We start from the raw sequence: 275 nt of genomic DNA on the forward strand, positions 1-275 counted from the left end.
GCTGGGCATGTCCGACGGGGCCGGGCTCGCCTGGGTCCTGTCGATCGTCGGTCTCGTGATCATCATCCGCACGGTCATGATCCCGCTGTTCTTCAAGCAGATCCGCGCCTCCCGCGGGATGCAGATGATCCAGCCGGAGCTCCAGGCGATCCAGAAGAAGTACAAGAACAAGAAGGATCCCGCGTCTCGCGAGGCGATGAGCCGCGAGACCATGGCGCTGTACAAGAAGCACCAGACCAACCCGTTCGCCTCCTGCCTGCCGGTTCTGCTCCAGG

1 protein-coding gene is annotated in these 275 nt (G+C 63.3%); it reads left to right on the plus strand.

Annotated features, from left to right (window positions below; genetic code table 11):
* On the plus strand, nucleotides 1-275 hold a 275-nt coding region (gene yidC, locus AC1ECF_RS17610), incomplete at both ends, for a membrane protein insertase YidC (RefSeq protein ID WP_480390738.1).

Source organism: Psychrobacillus sp. Z3-81 (genome assembly GCF_056620325.1).